Annotated in this window: 2 protein-coding genes; one reads left to right on the top strand and one right to left on the bottom strand. The window is 70.7% G+C overall.

All coding sequences use genetic code 11. From position 1 onward, the window contains the following. A partial coding sequence (coaA, locus tag GX015_RS06095; RefSeq protein WP_291343600.1) for a type I pantothenate kinase occupies positions 1-734 on the bottom strand: 734 nt, incomplete at its 3' end. A gap of 61 nt (positions 735-795) precedes the next feature. Between coaA and chrA the strand changes: the two genes are divergently transcribed. Beyond that, positions 796-2,112 (top strand): chromate efflux transporter, encoded by a 1,317-nt coding sequence (gene chrA, locus GX015_RS06090; protein WP_291343598.1) that lies wholly within the window; start codon positions 796-798, stop codon positions 2,110-2,112. Positions 2,113-2,389 lie beyond the last annotated feature (277 nt).

Raw genomic sequence — 2,389 nt, 5'->3', positions numbered from 1 at the left:
GCCCGGAACGCGGTGTGGCGCAGCTTGAGGAACCGCTCGATGTACCAGCGCTCGATGTCCTCGCGGCGCGCGTCGACGTAGACGGAGAAGTCGAAGAGGTCGCTGACCATGAGCATCGGGCCCGTCTGCAGGACGTTGAGCCCCTCGACGATGAGGATGTCCGGCTGGTCGACGACCTCGAACTCGCCGGGCACGCGGTCGTACGCCGTGTGCGAGTACACCGGGGCCTTCACGTCGCGCACGCCCGCCTTCACGGACGTGACGAAGCGCATCAATCCCCGCTGGTCGTAGGACTCCGGGAAGCCCTTGCGCTGCATGATCCCGCGGCGGTTCAACTCGGCGGACGGGTGCAGGAAACCGTCGGTGGTGATCAGGTCCACGCGCGGGTTGGTGTCCCAGCGTTCCAACAGCACCTGCAGCAGGCGGGCGGTGGTGGACTTGCCCACGGCCACCGAGCCGGCGACGCCGATGATGAACGGCACGCCGCGGTACTCGTCGCCGAGGAACGTCGCGGTGGTGCGGTTGAGTTCGCGGTGCGCCTGCACCCGCAGGTGGATCAGGCGGGACAGGGGGAGGTAGACCTCGGCGACCTCGTCGAGGTCGATGTTTTCGCCGATGCCGGACAGCCGCTCGGCTTCCGCGGCGGTGAGCACCTGCGGCATGGACTTGCGCAGTTCGCGCCATTGCCGCCTGTCGAACTCCAGGTAGGGGCCGGGTGCCTGCGCGCGGGTCATGTCCCCATCATGCCAACCGCCCGGCCTGCGCTCGTCGTCCGGGTGCCCTAACGTTACGGACATGAAAGAAGTGACCGACGCCTCTTCCGGGGATGCTGCGGGCGATGCCGCGGGTGGTGTGTCCCGCCGCCATCCAGGCTCCGTGGGCGAGGTGTTTTCCGCCTTCGGCCTGCTGGGATTGACGTCCTTCGGCGGCCCCGTGGCGCACCTGGGGTATTTCCGCGAGGAGTTCGTCGGCAAGCGCAGGTGGCTCACCGACGCCGAGTACGCCGACGTCGTCGCCCTGTGTCAGTTCCTGCCCGGGCCGGCGTCGTCGCAGGTCGGCATGGCGTTGGGCTGGCGCCGCGCAGGGCTGCCGGGCCTGCTGGCCGCCTTCGTCGGCTTTACGACGCCCTCCGCGCTCGTGCTGGCTCTGGCCGCCGTCGGAGTGGCGTACTTCGGCGACCTCGACGGCCCCATCGCGGGATTGAAGGCGGCGGCGGTGGCGGTGGTGGCCGTCGCGTTGTGGGGGATGGCCAAGAACCTGGTGACCTCGACGTTGACCGCCGCGGTGGCCGTCGGCGCGATGGCCGTGACGTTGCTCGCGCCGGGCGGTTGGGGCGTGTGGGCGCAGGTCGCGGCCATCGCAGTGGCCGGCGTCATCGGTCTCGTGCTCCTGCGCGGCGGTGATCGCGGGGACGGCGATGATGGCAAGGGCGACGACGGGGACCGCAGCGATGACAAGGGCGATGACAAGGGTGAGGTCAGGGCAGACGGGAAGTCCGGCAGCGAGGCCACGCAGGCGACGGCGCCCGCGCATCTGGCCTACGCGGTGCCCGCGTGGGCGTCGATCGGCGCCGCCGTGGCGTTCCTCGCGGTCATGGCGTTCGCGGCAACGCAGTGGTGGGGCACCTACTACTGGGCCGGTGCCCTGGTCTTCGGCGGCGGCCACGTGGTGCTGCCGCTGCTGGAGGGCGGCCTGGTTCCCGAAGTCGTCGACGCGGATACCTTCCTGGCCGGATACGGCCTGGCCCAAGCGGTGCCCGGCCCGCTGTTCACGTTCGCGTCCTACCTGGGCATGGCCTCCGGCGGGGTGCTCGGCGCGCTGATCGCCACGCTGGCGATTTTCTTGCCGTCGATGCTGCTGCTCATCGCGGTGATGCCGGTGTGGGCGAAACAGGCCGCGAACCCGAAGGCCCGTGGTGCGGTCGCGGCCATCAACGCCGCCGTGGTCGGGTTGCTGGCCGCCGCGTTCTACGACCCCGTCTGGACCCACGGCATCTCCGGGCCCGGCACCTTCGTTCTGGCCGTCGCCGCGCTGGCCGCTCTGACCAAGTTCAAGCTGCCCGCCTGGGCGGTCGTGCTCGCCGCCGGAGCGATCGGCTGGGTCGCGTTCTAGGCGCCGGACGCCGGCGCGCCGGGCCGTCGCAAAGCAATCGGGACCCGCGCCGCCCCCTGCCGACCCCCGCGTCCCCGACGTGACCTGCGACACCATCCGGTGCCCCCGAACCACGATGCCGGGGGAGGTGTCCGGCACCGAATCGGCCCGGCCGGGGGTGGGGGACTACGATGGCACCGAACCCGTAGCTTCCTTCGAAAGGTTGTTGGCCCACCCATGACCGGTATCCCCAGTGATGACGTCCGCTACCAGTCCCTGCGCGACCTCGACCCGGCCG

It is taken from the genome of Corynebacterium sp. (genome assembly GCF_012837295.1).
Taxonomy (GTDB): domain Bacteria; phylum Actinomycetota; class Actinomycetes; order Mycobacteriales; family Mycobacteriaceae; genus Corynebacterium.
The sequence above is the reverse complement of the archived record's forward strand: the minus strand, read 5'-3'. Positions and strand labels throughout refer to the sequence as shown.

Coding starts and splice junctions, on each gene's coding strand:
- chrA (WP_291343598.1), top strand. CDS start 796: ATGAAAGAAGTGACCGACGCCTCTTCCGGGGATGCTGCGGGCGATGCC.